Annotated in this window: 13 protein-coding genes and 1 pseudogene; 12 read left to right on the top strand and 2 right to left on the bottom strand. The window is 51.8% G+C overall.

From position 1 onward, the window contains the following. Positions 1 to 210: 210 nt before the first annotated feature. The 6 genes from NFS31_RS23775 to radA all read left to right on the top strand — a co-directional run bounded on the left by NFS31_RS23775 (position 211) and on the right by radA (position 7,512). Positions 211 to 582 (top strand): GntR family transcriptional regulator, encoded by a 372-nt coding sequence (locus NFS31_RS23775; protein ID WP_251500770.1) that lies wholly within the window; start codon positions 211 to 213, stop codon positions 580 to 582. A 599-nt stretch (positions 583 to 1,181) separates the two neighbouring features. Then, complete coding sequence (locus NFS31_RS23770) at positions 1,182 to 1,751, top strand: UvrB/UvrC motif-containing protein (protein ID WP_251500767.1); 570 nt, start codon at positions 1,182 to 1,184, stop codon at positions 1,749 to 1,751. After that, on the top strand, positions 1,735 to 2,793 hold the full coding sequence (locus tag NFS31_RS23765) for an ATP--guanido phosphotransferase (RefSeq protein WP_251500765.1): 1,059 nt from the start codon (positions 1,735 to 1,737) through the stop codon (positions 2,791 to 2,793). The genes NFS31_RS23770 and NFS31_RS23765 overlap by 17 nt, the downstream gene beginning before the upstream one ends. Continuing rightward, entirely contained in the window at positions 2,790 to 5,255 is a 2,466-nt protein-coding gene (locus NFS31_RS23760) for an ATP-dependent Clp protease ATP-binding subunit (protein WP_251500763.1), read from the top strand. Before NFS31_RS23765 ends, NFS31_RS23760 begins: the two co-directional genes overlap by 4 nt. Before the next feature lie 257 nt (positions 5,256 to 5,512). Next, positions 5,513 to 5,926, top strand: coding sequence for an endosialidase (locus NFS31_RS23755; protein WP_251500760.1), 414 nt, complete (start codon positions 5,513 to 5,515; stop codon positions 5,924 to 5,926). Positions 5,927 to 6,123: 197 nt separating this feature from the next. Next, positions 6,124 to 7,512: a DNA repair protein RadA gene (radA, locus tag NFS31_RS23750; RefSeq protein WP_251500757.1), complete on the top strand. Its 1,389-nt coding sequence runs from the start codon at positions 6,124 to 6,126 to the stop codon at positions 7,510 to 7,512. Positions 7,513 to 7,570: 58 nt separating this feature from the next. Here radA and NFS31_RS23745 read toward each other — a convergent pair whose 3' ends face one another. Continuing rightward, a complete protein-coding gene (locus NFS31_RS23745; RefSeq protein WP_251500754.1) occupies positions 7,571 to 8,125 on the bottom strand; it encodes a nitroreductase family protein in 555 nt (184 codons plus the stop codon). 554 nt (positions 8,126 to 8,679) lie between these two features. Then, entirely contained in the window at positions 8,680 to 9,564 is an 885-nt protein-coding gene (locus NFS31_RS23735) for a DMT family transporter (protein ID WP_251500752.1), read from the bottom strand. A gap of 392 nt (positions 9,565 to 9,956) precedes the next feature. Between NFS31_RS23735 and NFS31_RS23730 the strand changes: the two are divergent. The 6 genes and pseudogenes from NFS31_RS23730 to NFS31_RS23705 all read left to right on the top strand — a co-directional run bounded on the left by NFS31_RS23730 (position 9,957) and on the right by NFS31_RS23705 (position 18,856). Continuing rightward, positions 9,957 to 11,495: pseudogene (locus NFS31_RS23730) on the top strand (Na+/H+ antiporter NhaC family protein). A 171-nt stretch (positions 11,496 to 11,666) separates the two neighbouring features. Then, a complete protein-coding gene (locus NFS31_RS23725; RefSeq protein WP_251500748.1) occupies positions 11,667 to 11,831 on the top strand; it encodes a hypothetical protein in 165 nt (54 codons plus the stop codon). A 25-nt stretch (positions 11,832 to 11,856) separates the two neighbouring features. Next, positions 11,857 to 15,507: a YobI family P-loop NTPase gene (locus NFS31_RS23720; protein ID WP_251500746.1), complete on the top strand. Its 3,651-nt coding sequence runs from the start codon at positions 11,857 to 11,859 to the stop codon at positions 15,505 to 15,507. Between the two features lie 96 nt (positions 15,508 to 15,603). Next, the gene (locus tag NFS31_RS23715) at positions 15,604 to 16,548 is read left to right on the top strand and encodes a sugar O-acetyltransferase (RefSeq protein ID WP_331482847.1); all 945 of its coding nucleotides are present in this window, start codon (positions 15,604 to 15,606) and stop codon (positions 16,546 to 16,548) included. 186 nt (positions 16,549 to 16,734) lie between these two features. Further along, on the top strand, positions 16,735 to 17,391 hold the full coding sequence (locus tag NFS31_RS23710) for a DUF3879 family protein (RefSeq protein WP_251500743.1): 657 nt from the start codon (positions 16,735 to 16,737) through the stop codon (positions 17,389 to 17,391). Positions 17,392 to 17,758: 367 nt separating this feature from the next. Then, complete coding sequence (locus tag NFS31_RS23705; protein WP_251500741.1) at positions 17,759 to 18,856, top strand: DUF3089 domain-containing protein; 1,098 nt, start codon at positions 17,759 to 17,761, stop codon at positions 18,854 to 18,856. Positions 18,857 to 19,403: the final 547 nt, after the last annotated feature.

The raw sequence follows: 19,403 nt of genomic DNA, 5'->3' as shown, positions 1-19,403 counted from the left end.
CCGGCGCTTAGCGAGGTCTTTTCGAGCTTAGCGTCCGCTGCGCTTTTCTCCGAGCGGGAGCGGGGTTCCGTTGGATAGCAAACTTTCCGCTGGCGGCCCCTTCGCCATCTCCCTCCATTTTCGGAAATTTCCCAGTTGACGAATCCTCTCCTGTGTTATACAATATCTATAACAATTTCCCCAACACGAAAGAACGAAAGATGGTGAACTATGATTGTAGAGATTGACTTCAACAGCGATGAGGCGCTTTATATTCAGCTCAGAAACCAGATTATCATCGGGATTGCCACGGAGCGGATCCATGAAGGAGATTCGCTGCCGTCAGTGCGCCAGTTGGCGGATCATATCGGAATTAACATGCATACGGTAAATAAGGCATACTCTGTATTAAAGCAGGAGGGCTTTGTGAGGCTCGACCGGCGCAGGGGCGCGGTTATATCGCTGGATGCGGATAAGATGCGCATGCTCAAGGAGATGGAGCGGGAGATGAGCGTGCTTCTGGCAAGGGGGATCTGCAAGCGCGTCACCCGCGAGGAAGTCCACAGCCTGGTGGATTCGATATATGACGCATTTTCCCGCTAGTACAGCATTGCATTAATTCGCGAGTAAACATCACCCGCTATCCGCGCCCTCTGCACGCCTGCGAAGCTAGCCGTAGGCTCCACTACGCCGTCGCTTCGCAGACGCACAGATGACACGAATATCAAGCACTTTTTACTCGTAAATTAATGAAACACTGTACTAGTACATCGTTCACTAATTAACTGGACTTTATTATAGCCGAAAACACCTACAGATATAGTGTTTTTATAGTCCGGTTATTAAAAAAATGCTGTACTAGTACAGCATAAATTAAGTTCCTGATACATTCGTTTTCAGCAAGGCTTGATTTATCAACATTTATGGCTGTTCTCATGAGTCAGAAACTTATTATTCGATGTACTAGTACAGCATTTCGCAGATACTCATACACTAAGCACCCGCTATTTGCGCCATTGCCGCGTTGGATTCAATCGACGATGCCACCGCATCGCCTCCTTCCTCCGCCTTGCACTGACACAAATATCAGGCGCTTAGTATACGAGTATCTACGAAACGCTGTACCAGAGCGCGATTGAAACGCATTCCGGAGCCTGCTTTAAACGCTCCGGCGCGTGGGTTAAGGATGGAGGAGAAATGAGATGATATGTGAGAAGTGCAGGATTCGCGAGGCGAATATCAAATACACAGAGGTGATCGGCGGAGTCAAGACCGAGCACAATCTCTGCTCGCAGTGTGCGCAGGAGATGGATTTCGGCCAGTATTCAGCGATATTTGACGGGGAATTTCCGCTGGGGAAGCTCTTATCCGGCCTGCTGGGCCTTTCGTCCCCGGCGTCGCGCCCGCAGAAGGCGGAGGAGGTGGTCTGCCCGAACTGCAAGACCAGCTATGAGGAATTCATTTCCAACAGCCGCTTTGGCTGCGCGGACTGCTACCACGTCTTTGACCTGCTGATCGGGGAAAAGATCAAAAAGCTGCAGGAAAACGCCAGCCACACGGGAAAGCAGCCAAAGATGCGCCCGGCCCGCGAGGCCGTTTCCGCGGTCACAAAGGACGGCAGCCTGGAATTATCCGGGCAGGAGCAGGTCAGCCAGCTCGAGAGGCAGCTACGGGCAGCGCTGCGCGTTGAGAATTATGAGGAGGCGGCGGTGTGCCGCGACCGGATCCGGGCATTAAAAGGGGAGAAGCAGGAAAATGACGAGATGGTTTGAAGAGGTAGAAAATGACGATTCCAACATTGTCTTAAGCCGCGTGCGTCTTTCGAGGAACTGGGAGGAGTATAAATTCCCCTCCAGGCTGGGAAACCAGGAGGCGCGCAGCATGATCGGCTGCTTAAGGGCGGCGTTTGGCGATCTTCCCGAGAGGGACGGGCGGGCGTTCGCCTACCGCGATCTGGAGTCCATGGAGGAGCTGGACCGCATGGCCATGGGGGAGCGGCGGCTTTTAAACCGGACGCTGATGGAAAAAAAGACGCCGGGCGGGATCCTTTGTTCCGAGGATGAGAAAGTCAGCCTTGTCTTAAACGCAGACGACCATATCCGCCTGCAGGTGCTTGCGCCGGGCTTTGATCTGAAGGGCTGCTATGAGGAGGCGGATAAGCTCGACGACTACATGAACGAAAAGATTTCCTATGCGTATAACACAAAGTACGGGTATCTCACTTCGTACCCGACGAATGTGGGGACGGCCCTCAAAGCCTCGGTGGTCATCCATCTGCCGTCCCTGTCCGTCAGCCGCCGTTTTCAGGAGCTTTTAAGCGATATGGGGCGGTTCGGGACCACGGTCCGCGGCGTATTCGGCAGGGGAAGCGACAATATCGGGGATCTGTACGAGGTCTCCAACCAGAAGACCCTGGGCGTGAGCGAGCAGGAGATTTTAGAGCTGGTCATGAATGTGGCCGGCCAGCTCTCCGAACAGGAAAAGCAGGTGCGGGAGGCGTCGCTCAAAAAGAACCGCCTGGTACGCGAGGATGAGGTCTACAAATCCTACGGCATCCTCAAGTATGCGCGCAAGCTCTCCATGAAGGAGGCGATGACGTTTTTGTCCCATTTGCGGGCCGGCATCGCAGACGGGCTTTTGGAGACAGAAGAATTTATCAGTATTTACAGCCTCATGATTGGCATTCAGCCTGCGAATCTGCAGAAGCTGTGCAAAAAGCCTCTGGGGAAGGAAGAGCTGGATGTGGCCAGAGGGCGCTATATCCGCGGGCTTCTTCCGGATTTAAAACGTAAGCAGGAGGACAACAACGAATGATCGATCGTTTCACACAGAAAGCGCAGCAGGCCATCCGCCTGGCTGTGGACACGGCGCAGGAGCTGGAACACGGCTATGTCGGCACCGAGCATCTGCTTCTGGGCCTGATCAAAGAGGGGACTGGGGTGGCGGCCGCCATACTTGAGCGGTTTGACGTGCAGGAAAAACGGGTTCTGGAGCTGATGGAGCGCCTGATTTCGCCCGCGATGCCCACGCGCCTGGCGGGGCCGGCCGAGTACACGCCCGGGGCCAGGAGCATCCTGCAGGCCAGCTATGAAGAGGCCGTCTTTTTCAAAGCGCCGCTTATCGGCACGGAGCACATCCTGATCGCCATGATCAAGGACGGGAAATGCACGGCCTCGCGCCTCTTAAACACCATGAATGTCAATATCCAGAAGCTCTACATTGACCTCATGGCAGCCATGGGGGACGACGCGCCGTCCGGCCCGGTGGACGCGGCGGCGCGGATCCGGCGCGAGCGGGGGAACACCCCTAACCTCGACGCCTTCAGCCGCGATCTGACAGAGCTTGCAAGGGAGGGGAAGCTCGATCCCGTGATCGGCCGCGAGACGGAGATGAAGCGCGTGATCCAGATCTTAAGCCGCCGCACGAAGAACAATCCCTGCCTGATCGGGGAGCCGGGCGTGGGCAAGACCGCCGTGGCCGAGGGCCTGGCCCAGCTCATTGTCTCCGGCAATGTCCCGGATACGATCGCCAAAAAGCGCGTGGTCAATTTAGACATCTCCGGCATGGTGGCAGGCTCCAAATACCGCGGCGAATTTGAAGAGCGGATCAAGCGTGTGGTCTCAGAGGTTAAGGAGGACGGGGAAATTCTCTTGTTTATGGACGAGATCCACACGATCATCGGGGCCGGCGGCGCAGAGGGCGCGCTGGACGCCGCCAATATCTTAAAGCCATCCCTGGCGCGCGGCGAGATTCAGCTCATCGGCGCGACCACCGTAGAGGAGTACAGAAAGCACATCGAAAAGGACGCGGCCCTGGAGCGGCGCTTCCAGCCGGTTATGGTGGAAGAGCCCACCGAGGAGGAATCCATTGAGATCCTGGAGGGCCTTAAAAAGCGCTACGAGGAGCACCACCGGGTCGTGATCGCCAGAGAGGCGATCGAGGCCGCGGTGCGCCTGTCCGCCCGCTATATAAACGACCGCTTCCTGCCGGACAAAGCCATCGATCTGCTGGACGAGGCGTCCTCCAAGCTCCGCCTGGGCGTCTACACCGAGCCGGAAGAGATAGGCCGCCTGGAGGAGGAGATCAAAAAGCTGGAGCAGCAAAAAGAAGCGGCCATCAAGTCCGAGGCATACGAAAAGGCCGGCGAGATCAAGAAGAAACAGACGAAACGCCGTGAAAAGATCGAGCGGATCCGCGAAAAGTGGCAGAAGGAAAAAACGCAGAAAAAGCTTGTCCTCGGGGAAAATGAGATCGCGGACATTGTATCAGACTGGACCAAAATCCCGGTGCGCAAGCTCGCCCAGGAGGAATCGGAACGCCTGCTGAAATTAGAAGGCATCCTGCATGAGCGGGTGATCGGCCAGGAGGAGGCCGTATCCGCCGTGGCGCGGGCGATCCGGCGCGGCCGGGTGGGCCTTAAGGATCCCAAGCGTCCCATCGGCTCCTTCCTGTTTTTAGGCCCCACGGGAGTGGGAAAGACGGAGCTTTCCAAAGCGCTTTCCGAGGCGCTTTTCGGCACGGAAAACGCCATGATCCGCGTGGATATGTCTGAATATATGGAAAAGCACAGCGTTTCCAAGATGATCGGCTCCCCGCCGGGCTACGTCGGCTACGATGAAGGCGGCCAGCTCAGCGAAAAGGTGCGCAGGAGCCCTTACTCGGTGATCCTGTTTGACGAGATCGAGAAGGCTCACCCCGATGTGTTTAATATCCTTTTGCAGATCCTGGACGACGGCCATATCACGGACGCCCAGGGGCGCAAGATTGATTTCAAAAACACGGTTCTCATTATGACTTCCAACGCAGGGGCGGAAAATATCATGTCCCCCAAGCGGCTGGGCTTTTCTTCGCAGGCGGACGAGGCTTCGGATTACCGCTTCATGAAGGAGCGGGTGATGGACGAGGTCAAACGCATGTTTAAGCCGGAATTCATCAACCGGATTGACGAGATCATGGTGTTCCATCCGTTAAATAAGGAAAATATCCGGGAGATCGCGGGCGTGATGTTAAAGTCCATCGTCAGCCGGACGAGAGAACAGGTCGGGATCAGCCTGACCGTTGAGGAAAGCGCTCTGGAATATCTGGCGGAGAAAGGGTTTGACGAGAAGTATGGGGCAAGGCCGCTGAGGCGGACGATCCAGAGCGAGCTGGAGGACAAATTGTCGGAGGCGCTTTTGGAGGGGAGGATCAAAAAAGAGGATGAGGTGTTTGTGAGGCAGGCGGACGGGGAGCTGTTGTTTGTGAATTGCGCGGAGGCTGAGGCGGTAAAGGTTTAAAGAGATGACGGCCGGAAGCTTGATTAATCCGTGAGCTGTACCCCATGCTGTTTGCCAGTGAAAGGAATACAAAAATGCTGGCTTATTGAACGAAATTATGTTAAAATGAAGTCCTGAATCCACCGCGTTTACACCTTTTGCATCTGTTTCCTGAATAGAGGAGCATGGCAAAACGATTACAACGGCCGCAGTGCTTATATAAGGTATAGACCGCGGTACAAAACATATACACAGAAGATTATCAGGAGGATAAGATCATGTCTGTAATAAGCGAATTAATCCGCATTGAAGAGGACGGAACAATCAGCTTTGGAAATTTTGAATTAGAAAAGAAGTCTAAATTGCAGGACTTTGAATACAGGGGGGATCTCTACAAGGTTAAGACCTTCCATGAGATCACGAAACTCGAGCGGAACGGGATGTTTGTATACGAATCGGTTCCCGGGACGACGGTAAAGCATTTTGCTGTAGAAGATACAACCGTGGCATTTACAGTTGAAGGCAGACAGGATGCACAGATCACGATTCAGTTGGAGAACGATCGGGAATACGAGGTATTTGTAGACGGCTCTCCGGTGGGAGACATGAAGACAAATTTAAGCGGAAAACTTGTCCTCAGCGTGGAACTGTCAGGCGGTGTGGAGACAAGCATCAGGATTGAGGCAAGATGAGATGCACTTTTTATAAACTGAGGTGATTTCAAATCAGATATGCTGCGCTTTCACTGAACGAGAGCGAGGTTCTGTTGGATAGACAACAGGTTTCTGGCGGCCCTTTCACGACTCATTTTAGAGAGCAGTCATTGACTGGAGGCGATCAAAACCAGATTCGCCTCTGTTTCTCTATATTACAGGAAAAGAGGAATACTATGGCCAAAGCAAAAACCACATCCTTCTTCTGCAGCGAATGCGGATATGAATCAGCGAAATGGCTGGGCCAGTGTCCGGCGTGCCGGGCGTGGAATACGATGGTGGAAGAGCCGAAAGCCCCCAAAAACTCTGCCCGCGGAAGCGCCGTACGCGGGATGGGGACTATGTCCGGGGCGGACGCAGGGGCCGTGCGCCCGGTGATGCTCTCCGAGATCCCGCTGGACGAGGAGGATCGCTCCTCCACGGGTTTTGACGAGCTGGACCGCGTCCTAGGCTCCGGCGTGGTGACAGGCTCTCTGATCCTGGTAGGGGGCGATCCGGGGATCGGGAAATCGACGCTGCTCTTGCAGGTGTGCCGGAACATGGCGGCGCAGGGGAAAAAGGTGCTCTATATTTCCGGAGAGGAGTCTTTAAAGCAGATCCGCATGCGCGCCGGGCGGATCGGGGAGGTCGCCGGGCCGCTTTCTTTTTTGTGTGAGATCAACCTGGACGCGATCCGCGGGGTGATACGCCGGGATGCGCCGGATCTGGTGGTGATTGACTCAATCCAGACCATGTATATGGAGGAGATCGCGTCCGCGCCGGGCAGCGTCAGCCAGGTGCGCGAGTGTACGAATGTGCTGATGCAGATCGCCAAGGGACAGGGCGTGGCCATTTTCATCGTGGGACATGTGACCAAGGAGGGCGTGGTGGCAGGCCCCCGGGTGCTGGAGCACATGGTGGATACCGTGCTCTATTTTGAGGGGGACCGCCATGCGTCGTACCGCATCCTGCGGGGCGTTAAAAACCGGTTCGGCTCCACGAATGAGATCGGCGTGTTTGAGATGCGGGAAGAGGGCCTTAAGGAAGTGAAAAATCCCTCGGAATTTATGCTCGAGGGCCGTCCGGACGGGGCCTCCGGCGCGGTCGCGGCCTGCTCCCTGGAGGGGACAAGGCCCATTCTCCTGGAGGTGCAGGCGCTGGTGACGCGCACCAATTTCGGCATGCCCAGGCGCACCGCGGCGGGGACGGATTTCAACAGGGTCAACCTGCTGATGGCCGTCCTGGAAAAACGGTGCCGCTACGAGCTGGGGCAATTTGACGCATATGTAAATATTGCCGGGGGCGTTAAGATGAATGAGCCAGCCCTGGATCTCGCCATCGTGATGGCGCTGATCTCCAGCTATAAGGATCGCCCGGTAGATGAAAAGACCGTCATATTCGGCGAGGTGGGTCTTTCCGGCGAGGTGAGGGCCGTCTCCATGGCGGAGCAGCGGGTTCACGAGGCCGTGAAGCTCGGCTTTGAGCGCTGCATCCTGCCCGCCGTCAATTTAGAGAAAATGAAGCGCCCGTCCGGAGTTCAGCTCCTCGGCGTGCGGAATGTGAGAGAGGCGATCGGCGCCCTGTAAAACGGGAGTAACCGCTCAGAGGTCATCTGAACGGTTACTCCCGTTTTACAGGGCATGTTCAAATACATTCAAGGGGACTTTCATTATTCCCAAAGCCGTTAAACCAGGCCCGCTCCTCAAAGGGCTTCTTTTCCGGGCCCTTCGCCGGGCCGTTGACCGGGATGCCGACCGGAAGCAGGCACACGAGGCGAAGCTCCTCCGGCACATGCAGGAGAGCGGCCAGCTCCTTGGCGCACGGCCGGACATTTCCCTCATACCAGCAGGTCTCATAGCCCAGGGATTTGATGGCCAGGAGCATGTTCTGGATAGCGGCCCCGTAGTCCTGGACATTGTAAATATGCCCGTCCACGCTGGCAATCTCCTGCGTGAACACGAGAATCATGGCAGGCGCGGTCCGGCAGGATGGTTTTGGGAAAATGGCCCGGATCTGACTGAGCAGATGTTCGTCGTCAACCGCGATAAACGAGGCGGTCTGGCGGTTGCAGCCGGACGGGGCGGCCATACCGGCCTTCATGATAGCCGTGAGATCCCCGCGCGGAACAGGAACCGGCTTGTAATCGCCTCGGTAGCTGGAACGGCTGAAGATGGTATCCAGTGTCTGATTTGATGTCATGATGATACCTCCTAATGTGGTTTGTGACGGTTTGTAATTGCATCTGATTGTTAAGCGGCATTTCCGAGAAACCTCCTGCGGGCTAATGATGTTATTTCGGGACCGTTCCTTAGATTTATTATAGCAGGGCGCGGGGAAGTGTCAATGGGGATTGGTTCGTATCCTTTATATCAAAAATATCTGGTTGCTGTTCATGGCCAATGGGGGAGTCAAGATGTATGTGAGCTATGGTTCATTGTGAGGGGGCCCGGGGAGAAAACCGCTCGGCAGCGTCCAAATAAAAGCGCTTTCCGAGCTTCGCCAGAGAACGGATGTGAAGTGGACTTACATTAGTCCGGCCGCAGATTTTCAGGCGGAAGGCGCGCACAGGTGAATATATCCTTGGCGGGGAAGAGCTGACATTGAATAAAAAGGGCGAAAGCATCATCAGCTATGCGGATTTTGCCGCTGCCATGGCAGATGAGATAGCAGGCGGAGGACATATACGCGAGCGGATCAGCGTGGTCCGGAAATAGTGCGGGCGGCGGCGCCGCCCCGAAGGATCCTGTGTTTTCTCACGGCTGATTATGTTCAATCCTCGAATAGAAGAGCACCCCGCCGATGATAACCGCGCCTCCCGCGATTTGCGCGATTTTCGGAACTTCCTGAAAGAGAAAGAACGCAAGTACCGCGGCGATCACCGGCTCGCACAGCTTGGAGGCGGATACAAAGGCAGGCGAAATATATTTCAGGCACCAACTGCAGATGCTGTGGCCGAGAATCGTGGAAAACAGGGCCAGCAGAAAGCCCGTCACGACAGCATTTCTCCCGTAGCCTGCGAGGGAATATCCCTGCAGCAGGGCGATGGCGGCCAGCGCGGCGGCAGCGGCAACATATACCAGATATGTATAGACCGTGGTGGAGATGGCGGCCCTGGCGGCCCGTCCGATCAGGGTATACACCGCCACGGCCACAGCGGCAAACAGGGCCAGGATATCGCCGTGCAGATGGCCGCCCCCGGAGCCGGAATCCGACCAGGCGATGAGGACGCTTCCGGCCAAGGTGACGGCAATGGCCAGAACCGCTTTGGGCTGCAGCTTTCCTTTGAGCACAAGGCAGTATCCCAAGGACACCCACACCACCTCCGTACACACAATGGCCGTGGCGCTGGCCACAGAGGTATATTTGAGAGAGTCAAACCAGATAATAAAATGCAGCGCAAGGCAGATCCCGCTGGCAATACATAAAAGAAAGGTTTTGCGGCTGACGCCTGAGAGCTCCTTCCGGTAGCGGCTGCTGAAAAGAAACATGGGGGACATCAAAAGAACCGTCCAGAACATGCGGAAAGCCGCTGTCACCGCTGACGGCGCGTCTGAATAGCGTACAAGGACCGCCGACATGGAAAGCCCCAGGATTCCGACGGCCAAAAGAAGCATGGGGTGTTTTTCAAAGTATTTCATGAGTTTTGGTACTCCGTTTCTGTCTGATATAGGCGCCGCGCGGGCATTAGTTATTATTATAGATGAGGCGGGGGAAAAAGTAAAGTTGTACATGGAAATTCTTATAAACATTTTCGGCGGCCTCGTAACAGTTCAGACAACCTGAACTGTTACGGCATCTGCCCATGAAAATCGCTTCGCGATAGGGCAGATGCCTGCTGCCGCCACGTTTTCGTACGGTCAGCGCAGCAGGTGCGCAGACCTATCTGAACTGTTACGCGGCCTCCACACGATAAACAACATCCCGCAATCGTCCGCTTAACTAAATACCATTGCCCCGCAAACTGTAACAAAAAATTCATATTCATGCATAATTATTAAAAAAGTAATTGACGAATACTAAAATAATCCGTATGATAGTGAGAAGAAAATATTCACAGGGGGAGAGAACAATGGATTATGGTTTTTTTAGCCTGCTGCCGCCGATCGTGGCCGTCGGCATGGCAATTATGAGCAGGAATGTCATTTTGTCGCTGTTTTGCGGCGGATTTGTGGGAACTTTGATCTTTGCGGGGGGAAACCCGTTTCTGGCCACAAAATCCATCATAGGCGATTACTTTTTTGTCCAGCTCACGGATTCCTACAATGCCGGTGTGATCGTGCTGGTCATTTTTATCGGCGGCTTCATCAAGCTGATGGAGAAGTCGGGCGGGGCGCAGGCGTTCAGCAAAAGTGTGTATAAATATGTAAATACCAGCTTAAAGGCCCAGCTCTGCGCCTGGCTGGGAGGGATTTTGATTTTCTTCTCAGATCTGGGGACGCCCCTTCTGGTGGGCCCGGTTTTCAGGCCCCTGTTTGACAAGCTGAAGATTTCCAGGGAAAAGCTGGCCTGGATTCTGGATTCCACCTCGTCGCCGGTGGCGATCCTGATCCCGTTTATCGGCTGGGGCGTGTATATTATGGGGCTGATTCAGGCGGAGTTTGAAAACCTGCAGGTGTCCCAGTCAGATTACAGCACGTTTGTGGCGGCGATCCCGTTCCAGATCTACGCGATTCTGGCCATTATCATGATCCCGCTCGTGGCTTTTACAAAAAAGGATTTTTCGCAGATGAAAAAAGCGGAGAAAGCGGCGGCTCTGCGGGAGTATTCGTTTGAGGAGGAACCGTAGAAAGAGCCCGGAAAGGGGGAAACGCTCTATAAAACCTCCAATGCAAGGCCGATTATGGTGATCGGGCCGATTATCGTGGTGTTTGCAACACTTTTTATCACGCTGGCGCCGCTGGGATTTCCGTTTGCAAAGGTGGATGGAAACGCCTTCCGCGTGGCGCTGACCATGGGCTATTTTTACGGTGCCCTTGTTTTGATGGTCCTGATTGGCTTCTTTAAGGTGAAAACGTTCCGTGATACGTTCAAAATTTACGTTGACGGGATGAAAGGCATGACGGACGTGGCAGTGACGCTGGTGCTGGCCTGGTCACTTGGCAGCATGATCAGCGCGCTCGGCACAGCGGATTTTATTGTAAACGGATTAAAGAGCCTGAATTTCTCCGCCGGCCTGGTGCCCGCGGCGATCTTTATCTTCGGGGCGTTTGTCTCGTTTTCCACGGGAAGCTCGTGGGGAACCTTTGCGATCATGATGCCGCTCGCGATCCCCATGGCCCATGCGTTCGGGATCCCGTATGCCATCGCGGTAGGAGCGGTTTTGTCAGGGGGATTGTTCGGGGATCACTGTTCGCCGATTTCCGATACCACCATCCTCTCCTCCACAGGGGCGGAGTGCGACCTGGTTGACCATGTGAAGACCCAGCTTCCCTATGCCTGCGTGAACGGGGCGATCGCATTTGCGGCATTTCTCTTTGCCGGCTTTACCGGGAGCCCTTTGTCCGTTGTTCTGGCAGTCGCGCTTTTGCTGGCGGTGATGATGGTATGGGGGAAGAGAGGAGAAGCGTAAATGGGCGTATTTGGCAAATGGAAAACATCAAAAACGCCGTAGCGGATCCGGGAGGAGGCCCTGCTGCGGGATAAGCGCATCTATGTCACCCCCTGGCTGCCCCTTCTCAGTGAACTGGAGGAGGATCCGGGGCGCGCGAAGGAGGAGGTCTGCGGCAGGGCGGCGTCTGCGGTGATTCTGAAGTATGCTTCAAACGCGTTTTTGGGAAATACAGATGAAGAAGGAAACGATAAAACAAAAAAACAAACGAAAAATTCTGAAAATGATAGTTCGCCTGCCCCGCTGTATATCTATGCCGCTTCTGTTTATTGCATTGGGTTTGCAAATGCTTTTTAAAATGATAAGGGGCGAGTGGCTTGTTATGGCAGCAAGAAGAAGCCCTAAATATAAATATAAGGATTTAGCGCCGGCTGATTGCCTGGAAAACAATGAGGAATACGTTTCTGCGCTTGACTGGGCATTCAACAACCCGCATATCCATAATATCGCGCTTGCCGGCCCCTATGGCTCCGGTAAGAGCAGCATTATTCACTCCTATATCAAAAGACATTCGGAATTAAAGTATATAAGCCTTTCACTGGCAAATTTTTCCTGCGCTGAAAAAGGGGGCGGGGGGAGCGGCAGCGCGGCGGGCTACGACGAGGAAGCGCTGGAGACAGCTATCGTAAAGCAATTATTCTATAAGGTCAGGCATAAAAGGATACCGCGCAGCCGTTACAGAAAGCTGCAGACCATCCGTTTTATCAAGGTTGTTGTCAGCGTCATTTTCTTCGCCCTCCTGGCCGGCCTGTGCAGTGTGTTTCTGACGCCAAATGTGCGGAGTACATTCGACACGGCCGTGAAAAATGCGGCGGGAAATCTGAATATGGCCGAACATAAGGCGCGCTGCCTGGGCGTGCTCGTCCTGTTCTGTCTGACATGGCTTGTTTCTCGTTCCATATGGCTTCTCCTGTCCCGGATTCATCTGAAAAAAATCAGCTTAGCCGGCAAAGGCGAGGCGGAGATTGATAAAGCAGAAGCGGATTCTGTTTTTAACAGGAATCTGGACGAGATCGTATATTTTTTTGAGGCGACGAAGTACAATGTCGTTTTCATAGAAGATTTAGACCGGTTTGAGAGCCCTGAAATCTTTGTCAGGCTGCGCGAATTAAACACCATACTGAACGGTTATGAGGCGATCCGCAAAAGGATCGTGTTTGTCTATGCCGTGAGGGACGATATTTTTTCCAACAAGGACCGGGCCAAGTTTTTTGATTTTATCCTGCCTGTGATTCCTGTCATGAGCGCTGTTAATTCAGGAGATATTTTGTTAGAACGGATAGAAAAAGACAACATGACAGAGCGCCGCATCAGCCTTTCAGAGGAATATGTGAATTTGATTGCGCCTTTTATTGACGATATGAGAATCCTCAACAACATATATAATGAATTTATCGTTTATAAGGTGACCTTGCAGGAGGAAACATACCTGGAACTGTCTGATCAGACGATGTTTTCAATGATAGTTTTTAAAAATATGCATCCAAAGGATTTTGCTGACCTGCAGGCCGGGAGGGGGATTATCAAAGAGGCGTTTGAGAGAAAGCAGATCTTTATCAGGGAAAAACGGGAGAGCCTAAAAGCGGAGAGGCAGGCGCTTGCCGGGCGGATAGAGGCCGCGGATACGGATGCTTTGAGGACTCTGAGAGAAGTGAAAACGGTTATGCTGTTTTATATGGCCGGTGAGGCAGGAAGTTTTTTATCATTTCAGACAAATGAAAAGAAATTTGATGTTAATGAAATCATGGACGATGAGTTTGATGTGAAAGAGCTGCGGGCAGAAGGAGAAGTCTCTTACCAGCCTGCTGACGGCGGACTTAAAAGAGCCAGGAATTTCGACGGCCGGTCTGATTTTACAGGCCCAAGGGATTATATCAAACGGTGCCGGAACATTTTGCTGTCGATACCAGAGCACAGGCGGGAGGTTCAAAGACAGATAGAGGATACGGACATTTTAATAAACCGCCTTGACCGAATGACATTAAAGGAACTGCTCCAAACAGAGCGGCCGGAAGATGTGTTTCCGGAACATATCTGCGGTCACAAACTGGCTGTCTTTTTGCTGCGCAACGGGCTTCTGGATGAAACATACCAAAACTATATGACGTATTTTTATCCGCACAGTATTTCAAGCGTTGAAATGAACTTTATCCTGAGCGTGCGGAATCATGAGGCGCTGTCATTTACGCATCCATTATGGGAGTGTGAGCGTGTAATCAAACGATTGCTGCCCTATGAATTTGAGCAAAAGGAAATCTATAATTTTGATTTGATGGAGTATTTCATGAATCCGCTCATAATATATGGCGATGAAAGCAGAAGGGATGAAAAGTTTCAGGCGTTATTCCGCCAGTTGTCGGATGGAAGCGGGAAAAGCTGGGAGTTTATAGACGGATTTTGGGGCCATTCCCAGAACAGGGATACATTTACCGCGGTGCTGTGCGAATATTGGCATGGGTTTTGGGATTTTATTTATCAGAATCCATCCATATCGAAAGAGAAAAAAGAGTCATATTTTGTCTGCATCTGCAATCATGTTTCACCTGAAATCATTAAGGGCCTGAATGCGCATGGGAGTATAAAAGGCTATTTTGAAGAACACGGAAACGATATGCTGATGAAGCTGTATTCTGTTTCCGCCAAACGCACCAAAGCGATCATTGAGGAATGCGGCGTTTGCTTTGCCGATCTGGATATCAGAAATACGGAAGAGGAGTTAGTCGAGTGGATTTTTGAGAACGGGCATTATCAAATAACAATGCCCATTCTTCAGGGGATTTTTGAATGGCGGGAATTTGACGACATGGACGCTGTTTTGAAAAGCAATTATACGGCTGTCCTGCGGCTGGGATATGGGCCGCTGTCAGAGCGCATTGATACGGAGTTTGACGCGTATGTCCGTGATATCGTGCTCGGAAATGAGGAAAATACAAAGGAGAGCCTTGACGCTGTGCTTCAAATCATTGAAAAGACCCGGAGCACGCAACATATTTTACAGGTTATCAGAAAGGAAGATGTTGTGCTGGACAGCCTTGACAGATGCAGGCCCTGTCGGTATTCGGAGGATCAGGAAACCCTGCGGGAGATCTGGGATACCTGGATGGACTGCAGTAAGCTGACGCCTTCCTGGGAAAACCTGCTTTTATACGGACAGTGCTTTGGGGTGACAAAGCCGTTTGCCTCGTTTCTGGAACAGCATACGGAAACGCTCCTGGCGCAGCCATTCCCGCCGGAGTGGGAGCCTTCCCTTACAGAGGGGATTCTGACGTCTGATTTGGAGGACGCGTGCTTTGAGGCGTATATCCGCGCCGCGCCAGGAATCGAGCCGTCTGTTTCAATCGAGCAGATTCCGCAAGGCCATATGCGCATTTTGCTGGAACACCAATACATGGATTTCTCACGGAAAATGGCAGACGAGCTCAGAACCTTTTATCCGCGCCTGTATCCATTGGCGCTCGCGGTCAATAAAGAGCAGGTGATGGAGCATCCGGGCGAATATACGGCAGGAATGAACGATTTGGATGCCCTTGTGGAATATGACAAACTGGATGACAGCGAAAAAGTGTTTTTTATTGAAAAATACGCATCAAGAGAATATACGAAAACAGTAGCTTCATTCCTGTGCAAAACCCGGGCCTGTATTTCCAAAACGGCATTTCGCAGGGCATGGGACGCGCTGGGGGAGGCGGATCGATATGAGCTATTCCTGAACCAGATAACGATTTTTACTTTATATGAGCTTGCGGAATATTTACGTCAGCTCGGCCCGGAATATCAAGAACTGGCTGACCGGAGCCGCAGGCATGAGGAACGGTTGTGTGATACGGAGTATAACCGGGAGCTGGTTGAAAATTTAGCGAAGATCGGGTATATAAGCAGTTATCGGACAGAGGATTTCGGCGATACAGATGAAGAGGCGCAGAAGGATGAAAACAGGAGGGTTCTGGTATGCAGGATCCGGAAAGAGAGTTGAAAAACCTTGTTTACGGACATTCCGGCTAATATAATTACCACATAAAGAGCCCCGGGGCCATGAGCAAGACAGGAGAGTGGAACGTACACAGCTTTGATGCGGTATTATCAGGAACAGGGAGACAGTGAAAAGGCCCGCCAGGTGGCGGAGCAGGGGAAAGACCGGTGTAAAGACGACCTGACAGATATCTACATCTTCCTTCTGGAGGATGCCAGGAAGCAGGGGGATGAAAGCCGGTATAAGAAGCTGTACGCCAGCGCCAGGCGGCATAAATTGTTATGGCAGGAAATAGCGGTTCATGGTAAAATAGAACAATTCACAGCCGTTCGGGGGTACTTTAAACAATTACAGCAATACAGAGAACCTATAAGAAAGCGAGGAGAAACGATGACAAATAAAGAACGCAGAGACGCACAGATGGCCTATATTTCCGACGGCGCGATCATGGAAGAACAGAAGATATGCCGGAGAAAGCTGCAGAAACTGAATTTCATGGACCGCTCGGATTTCGACGGCATTGCAGAGGCCGTAAAGGATCTCCTGGGCGCGTCGGAGGGGGCGTTTATCAACCCGCCGTTTTACTGTGATTACGGTTCTCATATCGAGATGGGAAAAAATGTGTTTATCAACTATAACTGCACAATCCTTGATGTGGCAAAGGTGAAGATCGGCGATAACTGCCAGTTCGCCCCCAACGTGGCGATCTATACCGCCGGCCACCCGATCCACCCGGTAAGCCGCAATTCCCTGTATGAGTACGGAAAAGAAGTCACGATTGGGAACAATGTCTGGCTCGGCGGCAATGTCGTCATCTGCCCGGGCGTCCACATCGGGGATAATGCGGTGATCGGGGCCGGCAGCGTGGTCACAAAGGATATCCCTGCCTGGTCGCTCGCGGCGGGAAATCCCTGCCGCGTGATACGCGCCATCACAGACGCGGATAAAAGAAAGCTGTTCCGCTCAGAGGAGATTGACGACGAGGCGTGGGAGGCGATTGCGGGGCGCGCAGATGCCGGAAATGATTGCCCGGACACGCTTTAAGGCAGGCGCAGAGAGATTTCGGGAGTACATTGTAATATAATTCCATTTTCTGACGATATAATCCTTAGAAGAAATACGTAACCGTTCAGAGCTTATCTGAACGGTTACAAAAAATACAGCAGCCTGCCTGATACGGCAGAGGAAACGGCCTGTATCCGGATGCGGCGGCAGAAAGGAGAAGCGATTATGCGTATTGAAGACAATGGGTTACAGAATTATCAGTCCATCCTGCGGATGCTCCAGAGCCTTAACGGAAAGAAGCGGACGGGCGCTGCCGATATTTTCGGGATTTTGGGATCCAAAGCGTCCCCGGGAAGTTCTTCTCCGGGTATGGTGGAGGTAGCGCCGGGATATTTCTGCAAGAATGATCCCAGGATTATCGCCAACTTCCGGAAAAATTTTGATGAGGACGGGGATCTGTACAATTCCCATGGGATTGCCGGGATGGATATCACAGGAAAGGATCCTTCCGAATGGCATAAGATTGTGGAGGTGTCAGAGGAAGGAAGGCAGAGCATGTTCGACATGGTAAAGCGGGAATTCATCCAGGAAAAGGGCATTGCCAATGGGGATACCACCCAGCGGAGCGAGGTTTTCGCCGCTTACCAGCGGAGCATCCCCAAGCAGGATCGCCTGACAGCCACCTGGACTCTGGGCCAGTATGAGCGGCAGTACAATAAAGCCATGTATGAGGCGGTGCGCGCCAGCAATCCGGGCTGGCAGCCGGGGATGGATTTTGACGAGAGCGTGCTGGACGGCATTACACGGGAATCCGTAGAGGCCCGAATCGTGCAGACAGGCAGCGACTCCCTGGGACTTTTGTCCATCGACTGCAGGGCTTAGAACGTGTTCAGAAGGGCGCAAGGAGACAGCGTCCGATATAATCAGAAAGATAAAAGGCATATGCGGGGCGGGCACATGCCTTTTTCTTTTGCGCTAAAAATCATTGATAAGCAGCCTGATTGGCGCGTGGCTGCTTTGCTAAAAACATCGTCAGCCGCATCGGTAAAGCTTTCCTCCGCAAGCAGCTTGTTCCATAACACATTTTCTTGAGAGATTTTATCCCTAAACAATCATAAAATATCCCACTTTATAGAATTTCGGATTTGGAACTGCTATAATGCCTATAAAATCATGATAATTTGAGGTTCTATGTCTTTGTTTTTGATTCTGGGGATCTCAGAATTATTTTATCAGGAGGAACACATTTATGAAAAAAAATATGAAGATTTCCGTATTTAGAAATCAGATATTTGTCCTGGCGGCCTGTATTCTGCTGTGCGGCGCCGCAGCCTGCAGCAGAGGGGACCGGCCTGCGGATGTGGAAAAAGAAACGGCAGAGGAAACAGAGAAAAAGCCAGCTTCTTTTGAAATTACAGATCTGGCAGGGACACCGTCAGATTATTCCAGAACAGAAAACTGGATGAAAATTCCGGAAATTACCCATGAAGTTGATACCATTTATCTTTATCCCACCAGCTATCTGGATGACTCGGAAAATGCAAAACCAATCTGTGATATTGATAATCAGCAGATGCGGGATAGAGCCAGGGCTATTTACGAGAATCAGGGAACGGTCTATGAGGAATCTACCAATGTGTTTGCCCCGTTCTACCGGCAGAGTAATATTTATCATGTTGCAGATTTAAGCCAGGGAGAACTGGAAGAATATCAAGAATTGGAACAGCGCACAGACATATATGCCGCTTTGGATTATTATTTTGAACATTATAACGAAGGCAGACCTTTTATTCTTGCAGGGCACTCTCAGGGTTCCATAATGACAAAAATTGTCCTTGGAGAATATATGCAGGCGCATCCGGAATATTATGAGCGTATGGTTGCGGCATATCCCATCGGATTTTCCATTACCGAAACGTTTCTGGAAGAACATCCGTATCTAAAATTTGCTGAATGTGCTGACGATACGGGTGTAATTGTATCCTGGAATACGGAAGGAGCGGGAAACAAAGGACAGTATAATCTGGTTGTGGAACCGGGAGCCATCAGTATAAACCCCATTAACTGGAAGCGGGACGATACCTGCGCCGGATTTGAGGAAAATCTGGGAAGCCGTATTCTGAACAAAGAGACAGGAGAATATGAAATCATACATGGAGTTGCAGACGCGCAGGTGGATACGGAGCGCGGCGTAATTATCTGCACAGCAAAGAATGTGGAGTATGCCCCGGCAGATTTATTCGGACCGGAAAGTCTGCACGCCCATGATTATGACTTTTATTATGAAAATCTGCGGGAAAATGTAAAAACAAGAGTGGAGGCATATCTGAAACAGAACCTTGACTGATCCCGGAACACGACACATTCAGCATACTGCGGTGACGGTTATTATTGGGCAGCCACAAAGACAGGTGTGGTCAGGGAATCTCCAAAAATGTATTCGTTAAAGCAGGGCTTATAAGCTGTCCTGGTTATTATAATGAGCGTCGTGCTTTGAAGTTGTATCATTTCCACAATTAAGGATATGGAGCCTGGATAAACATCTGCAGGGATATGATGAAGTTGTGCAGAAATAAGGACAGGAGAAATAAACAGAGGGATCGGAGGAGTTATAGCATAGGAGATTGTCAGTTACATACGGAGTATATTTTACAGGATTTGCCTTGCCGGGCTGGCGGTAGTTTTCAGATTATAACGATAAAAATGCCTTATATAAAATTGTTAAAATCTGATATCAACAAATTGTATATGCTGTACATTTTAATGATAATGTGATTTGTGATGATAAATTATGTAAAGCGTCACTAACTTGTAAACTACCGCCAGGGAAAGAAAAATAGGCTCTCGGAATCTTGAGCCTGCCGACTAAAATTCATCAGTCGGATGAACATTGA

It is taken from the genome of Otoolea muris (assembly GCF_943193115.1).
GTDB classification, from domain to species: Bacteria; Bacillota; Clostridia; order Lachnospirales; family Lachnospiraceae; genus Otoolea; species Otoolea muris.
Note: the sequence above shows the minus strand (reverse complement) of the source record. Positions and strands in the feature narration are given on the sequence as shown.

Bases quoted from the DNA above. Each gene is read 5' to 3' on its own strand.
- NFS31_RS23775 (WP_251500770.1), top strand. From the start codon at position 211: ATGATTGTAGAGATTGACTTCAACAGCGATGAGGCGCTTTATATTCAG.
- NFS31_RS23770 (WP_251500767.1), top strand. From the start codon at position 1,182: ATGATATGTGAGAAGTGCAGGATTCGCGAGGCGAATATCAAATACACA.
- NFS31_RS23765 (WP_251500765.1), top strand. From the start codon at position 1,735: ATGACGAGATGGTTTGAAGAGGTAGAAAATGACGATTCCAACATTGTC.
- NFS31_RS23760 (WP_251500763.1), top strand. From the start codon at position 2,790: ATGATCGATCGTTTCACACAGAAAGCGCAGCAGGCCATCCGCCTGGCT.
- NFS31_RS23755 (WP_251500760.1), top strand. From the start codon at position 5,513: ATGTCTGTAATAAGCGAATTAATCCGCATTGAAGAGGACGGAACAATC.
- radA (WP_251500757.1), top strand. From the start codon at position 6,124: ATGGCCAAAGCAAAAACCACATCCTTCTTCTGCAGCGAATGCGGATAT.
- NFS31_RS23745 (WP_251500754.1), bottom strand. From the start codon at position 8,125: ATGACATCAAATCAGACACTGGATACCATCTTCAGCCGTTCCAGCTAC.
- NFS31_RS23735 (WP_251500752.1), bottom strand. From the start codon at position 9,564: ATGAAATACTTTGAAAAACACCCCATGCTTCTTTTGGCCGTCGGAATC.
- NFS31_RS23720 (WP_251500746.1), top strand. From the start codon at position 11,857: ATGGCAGCAAGAAGAAGCCCTAAATATAAATATAAGGATTTAGCGCCG.
- NFS31_RS23715 (WP_331482847.1), top strand. From the start codon at position 15,604: ATGCGGTATTATCAGGAACAGGGAGACAGTGAAAAGGCCCGCCAGGTG.
- NFS31_RS23710 (WP_251500743.1), top strand. From the start codon at position 16,735: ATGCGTATTGAAGACAATGGGTTACAGAATTATCAGTCCATCCTGCGG.
- NFS31_RS23705 (WP_251500741.1), top strand. From the start codon at position 17,759: ATGAAAAAAAATATGAAGATTTCCGTATTTAGAAATCAGATATTTGTC.